At 42.7% G+C, this 4,974-nt stretch carries 6 protein-coding genes; 2 read left to right on the plus strand and 4 right to left on the minus strand.

Going from position 1 to position 4,974, the window contains the following annotated elements; all coding sequences use genetic code 11:
• Positions 1 to 1,019 (plus strand): class I SAM-dependent methyltransferase (locus F6K57_RS36565; protein ID WP_293073098.1); only part of this gene is annotated, 1,019 nt, incomplete at its 5' end.
• 223 nt (positions 1,020 to 1,242) lie between these two features.
• Here the strand turns inward: F6K57_RS36565 and F6K57_RS36570 are convergent.
• From F6K57_RS36570 to F6K57_RS36585, 4 genes are all read right to left on the minus strand, one after another.
• Positions 1,243 to 1,569: a hypothetical protein gene (locus F6K57_RS36570; RefSeq protein WP_293073101.1), complete on the minus strand. Its 327-nt coding sequence runs from the start codon at positions 1,567 to 1,569 to the stop codon at positions 1,243 to 1,245.
• A gap of 42 nt (positions 1,570 to 1,611) precedes the next feature.
• Positions 1,612 to 1,905, minus strand: a complete 294-nt coding sequence (locus F6K57_RS36575; RefSeq protein ID WP_293073104.1) for a class I SAM-dependent methyltransferase — start codon at positions 1,903 to 1,905, stop codon at positions 1,612 to 1,614.
• 8 nt (positions 1,906 to 1,913) lie between these two features.
• Entirely contained in the window at positions 1,914 to 3,338 is a 1,425-nt protein-coding gene (locus F6K57_RS36580) for an aspartate aminotransferase family protein (protein WP_293073107.1), read from the minus strand.
• Between the two features lie 183 nt (positions 3,339 to 3,521).
• Complete coding sequence (locus F6K57_RS36585) at positions 3,522 to 3,698, minus strand: hypothetical protein (RefSeq protein WP_293073110.1); 177 nt, start codon at positions 3,696 to 3,698, stop codon at positions 3,522 to 3,524.
• A 95-nt stretch (positions 3,699 to 3,793) separates the two neighbouring features.
• On the opposite strand from F6K57_RS36585, the gene proX reads away from it, so the two are divergent.
• Positions 3,794 to 4,843 carry a glycine betaine/L-proline ABC transporter substrate-binding protein ProX gene (proX, locus tag F6K57_RS36590; protein WP_293073113.1) on the plus strand — a complete coding sequence of 350 codons (1,050 nt, stop codon included), beginning with the start codon at positions 3,794 to 3,796 and terminating at the stop codon, positions 4,841 to 4,843.
• Positions 4,844 to 4,974 lie beyond the last annotated feature (131 nt).

Here is a 4,974-nt window from a genome sequence, read left to right on the forward strand (position 1 = left end):
GGGTCACGAAGGATGGCGGACTGGTAGTCTTATCAATGCGCGAAGCCGAAAGTGAATACACTGCCGAGGTGAGCCGACTAGTGACCACAGGGGTGGCTGAGGTGGTACACGAGCACTCATTTGTGGGCATTGAAACCAACCAGGAAGTACACCACCACATCTTTGTCCTGCGAGCACTGGGCGACGACAATTCAGACCAGTCAGCGGCCCAATACAACCAAGCACGCAGCCCCTTTGGGGTAAAAGAGATCTTGGGATTTCTCCGCCCAGGAGATGTGGTATTAGACGCTGGCTGTGGCACAGGGCAGCACGCACGATACCTTGCTGAGGTGGCCAGTAAAGTTGTGGGAATTGACACAGATTCCGCGAGGATTGCGATCGCCCAAGAAAATTGTCAAGACTTGGACAATGCCAGCTTTGAAGTGGGTTCTGTCACCAAGCTTCCTTTTGAGGACGGTTGCTTTGACCTAGTGCTGTTGGCTCAAGTGCTACACCACCTTGGAGGGGAAGATGTGCATTCAGGCGAAACTTCAACGTCTTTAAGGGAGCAATGTGAGCGGGCGATCGCGGAAGCCAAACGAGTGCTGAAAGCTGGTGGACGACTTGTACTTGTGACTACTAGCCGAGAGCAGCGTCGTAAAGCTTACTGGCATTTTAACCTATTTCCAGAATCAGCCTGGGAGCGTCTGGATTCGGTCTGGTCCCTGACCGAGGGTGTTTGGTTCACATCGCTGATGGAAAAAATGGGGTTCACCATGACTGGTAATGTAAGCCCAGCGGAATCCCACTGGATTGAAGCCCAGGATGAAAAGATGGTGAGGCTAAGCCTTGACCCTGGTTGGCGGTCAACAGATGTGGCATTTGCATTGCTGACACCTGATGAAATGAGTCAGTTTGTGGCTCAGGTCGAGGGGGTGCTAGGGGATGGCTCTGCAAAGGAGCTAATCAATGGGGCGCTTGCAGGGCGTGCTTCCCATGGGGAGGCTACCGTTTATGCCTATGATCTTAAATCTGAATAAAGCCCTGTTGTGATTGTTGATATTTTCCTCAAGGTGGAGAAAATCGGGAGTATGTCACCTTTGTAATTATGTACATAGATCCCCCCTAACCCCCCTTAACGAAGGGGGGAATTAGATTCAGGAATTAGATTGAAAAGTCCCCCTTATTAAGGGGGATTTAGGGGGATCTGAATCAGGAATTAACAAAACTGACATGCTCCCGGTAAAATCTCATTCAGTCAAGTTATTTCTTCGTTCCTTCAATCATCACACCAACCCAGCCCAAATCATGAGTTTTCATGGAAAACCCTATAGATTCAAGCAACTCCTGGAAATAGCTGAAAGGATAAGCATTAGGACAATGGGAACCCCCTTCTAAAATCACTTGATTGCCATTGATACTTTCTACTTTTAAACCCGTTTTAGCATAAAAGCGTAAGCGCTCATCCATGACTTCTGGACCACATTTGAAAGTCGAAATAAATATCTTTTCCTCTACTAGTTTTTCGAGATTATCGAAAATAATTTCATGAACTTCTTGAGGAATATTGCCAATCGTATTCCATCCCAATAAAGCATAAGTAAAAGTTTCTTGAACCAGAGTGGGTAAATGTTATGCTCTTCCGAGAATGACGTTTACATTATCAAAAGTGGCAGTTGATTCTTTAGCTAGGTTTACCAATTGTTCAGCAAAATCAATTCCTGTGATATTGCCGACAAGGGGGGCAAGATGACGAAGATAACGTCCCTCACCACATCCTACCTCCAGAACACTATCTACCCCTTCAAAGGTTCTCAGTATAAATTCTTCTTCTAACTTCTGATACTCCCTGACTCCTTCTGTCTCATTTTGAGGATCGAGCAAAGTCAATCCGATCCCTTCGTAAAAGTCTTTGCTATCTTTCATTATTTCTTCTATCCTTTAACAGCTTCACCTAGTTTACCAGCATTAAGTAAATTATGGAAAAAGATTTCTAGATCGGCTTTTTGCAGTTCAGGGTTAGCGAGAATTAACCGAATCATAACCAGACCTTGATAATGAGCATAGTTTACAAAAGCTGTTCCCGAATGAAATAATCGGTTGCGTATGTCTAGATTCAGCTGGTCTAACCCAGTAGCGTCAAGCTGTTTATCTTTGGGGATATAACGGAAACAAATATTCAAAAATTGTGGTTCAGCGATTAATTCTAAATTATCGCAACGGCGGATATACTCGGTGGCATAATTAGCTAGGTCAAATAAATGATTCACCAGCTGCTCATAACCTTTTTTGCCATAGTATTTCCAACACATCCATAATTTTATGGCATCTACTCTCCGACCACATTGTAACGACTTAGTTCCCAAATTATATAAATCATTTTCATCATCATGGAATAGATAATCGGTACCTCCTCCAGAGCAAGCTTCTGACAATATTCCTTTTTCTTTGACTAAAATAGCCGAACAAATTAAAGGAACTCCCATTAACTTATGAGCATCCCAAGTAAACGAATCAACTAACTCACTTCCTGCTAACAAATGCTGGTGTTTTTCACTAAATAAAACCGGCGCACCCCAAGCCGCATCGACATGCAGCCACAAGCCATATTTCCTGGTAATTTCGGCAAGGGTCGGTAACGGATCGAACGCTCCTAACACAGTTGTACCGGCAGTTGCACCCACAAAGAACGGTGTTTTTTCTTCTGATAAGCTCTGTTGAATGGCAGCTTCTAGTGCTTCGGGAATCATTTTGCCATCCACATCAGACTTAACCTTGACTAAATTTTTGATGCCAATCCCCAACAAATTCGCAGCTTTTAAATAGGAATAATGAGCTTGATCGGAAACAAAAGCGACTAACTGATGATTCCCCAATCCCTGCAATTTAGCGTCCGGTAAAACTTGATGTCGTCCACAAAGCATTCCGATCAGATTAGCATTACTTCCTCCAGTTACCATCAACCCTTCACCTGGATTAAACCCCACTAAACTGGTCAATTTTTTAATCAATTCTATTTCCATCAGGGTGGCTACTGGGGCGACATCATAGGTGTGCATAGTAGTATTGGTGGCACTGGTCACCATGTCTGCTATAATTCCCGGAATACTAGACCCACTAAAAAGTAGATTAAAAAATTGAGTGCTACCGGTTCTAACGCTATAGTTCAGGTAAGATTCTACTATAGGAATTAACGCTTCTAACGCCACTCCCTCATCGGGTAAGGTTAAATCGAGTTTTTCCTTAAGATCATTAGCGGTTTGATAATTAACGACTTTGGTATCGGGTTCCAAATTCCCTTCTAAATAGTTGAGAATTATGGCAAGGGCTTTAGTCAGGGTTGTTTCTGTATCTTTCATAGGGGGTAGGGAATGGGTAGTCGGGAGTCGGGAGTCGGGAGTCGGGAGTCGGATTTGGTAAAATTGACTCTATAATATTACCATAAAAAAACGCTATTATTGGATATAATATCGACAGCTGTACTAGGATTTAGTCTAATACAAATAAGCGGCAATTATATCAATAATAACAGGTTTTTGATATTAAATAAACCAGATAAAAATTTTAATTATTCTATCGGTAGCAAGGAAAGTATAGTTGAGGACATAGTATTTTGGTTTATATGATGTCAGGATAATTACCCTTAATAAAAATCCCCCCCATCTCCCCATCTCCCCATCTCCCCATCTCCCCATCTCCCCATCTCCCCATCTCCCCATCTCCCCATCTCCCCACCTCCCCATCTCCCCACCCCCGACTCCCGACTCCCGACTCCATTAAAAACTGCTATAGTTATGACTAACGGTAAGACTTAGTGATAAAAACCCTGGGAGAGGATTTAATGAAAAGACAATTGAGACAAATTACGTTAGGAATGAGTCTGATCGCTTGCTTAATGGGTTCAATTGCCTGTGAGTCAACGTCCTCTGTTAAAAAAACTAAAGTTCGTTCTGCCCATAGTAACTGGGTAGAGGAACAGTTTCAAACCAAAATCGTCAATATTGGTCTGGAAAAACTTGGTTATGAAATCGAAGAACCGAAAGAAATAACCTATCCGGTTATTTATGTCTCTGTGGCTAATGGCGACCTAGATTATAGTACTATTAACTATGAAATAGGACACCAAGAATTCTTTGAAAATGCTGGGGGCACAAAAAAAATGGAGCGAGTTGGAGTTCTTACTCCTGATGGAATACAAGGCTATCAGATTGATAAAAAAACGGCTGATAAATATAACATTACTAACCTCGAACAATTTAAAGATCCAAAAATTGCCAAACTATTTGATACAGACGGCAATGGTAAAGCTAATTTAATCGGTTGTGATCCTGGTTGGTTTTGCGAAATAGTAATCGATCATCACCTGAAAGCTTACGGATTAGAAGATACCGTTGAACACACTAGAGGACAATACATTGTGCTACTTGCAGATGTTATGACTCGCTACAAGCAAGGGGAAAGTGTTCTCTACTATGCTTATAATCCTCACTGGATATCTACCGTATTAAAACCGACGCAAGATGTAGTTTGGTTAGAAGTTCCCTTTACTTCTCTTCCTGAATCGCAAAAAAATCTAACCGAAAAAGAAACCTCAGTAGACGGAAAAAATCTCGGATTTGCTGTGGATCGTCAGCGCATTATTGGTAACAAGAAATTTTTGGCGGCTAACCCAGTTGCCAAGCGTTGGTTTGAACTGGTTCAAATTCCGGCTGAGGACATTAACGTTGAAAGCCTAAAGATCAAAGAGGGTGAGAGCAGTTCAGAAGATATTAATCGCCATGCTAAAGAGTGGGTTGAGAAGAATCAAGAGTTGTTTGATAGCTGGATAGAAGAGGCAAAAAAGGCAGGAGGTGATTCTATTTAAAGGGAATAGGGAATAGGGAATAGGGAGTAGGGAGTAGGGAGTAGGGAGTAGGGAGTAGGGAGTAGGGAGTAGGGAGTAGGGAGTAGGGAGTAGGGAGTAGGGAGTAGGGAGTAGGGAGTAGGGAAAAAATT

Source organism: Moorena sp. SIO4A5, assembly GCF_010672005.1.
Lineage (GTDB): Bacteria > Cyanobacteriota > Cyanobacteriia > Cyanobacteriales > Coleofasciculaceae > Moorena.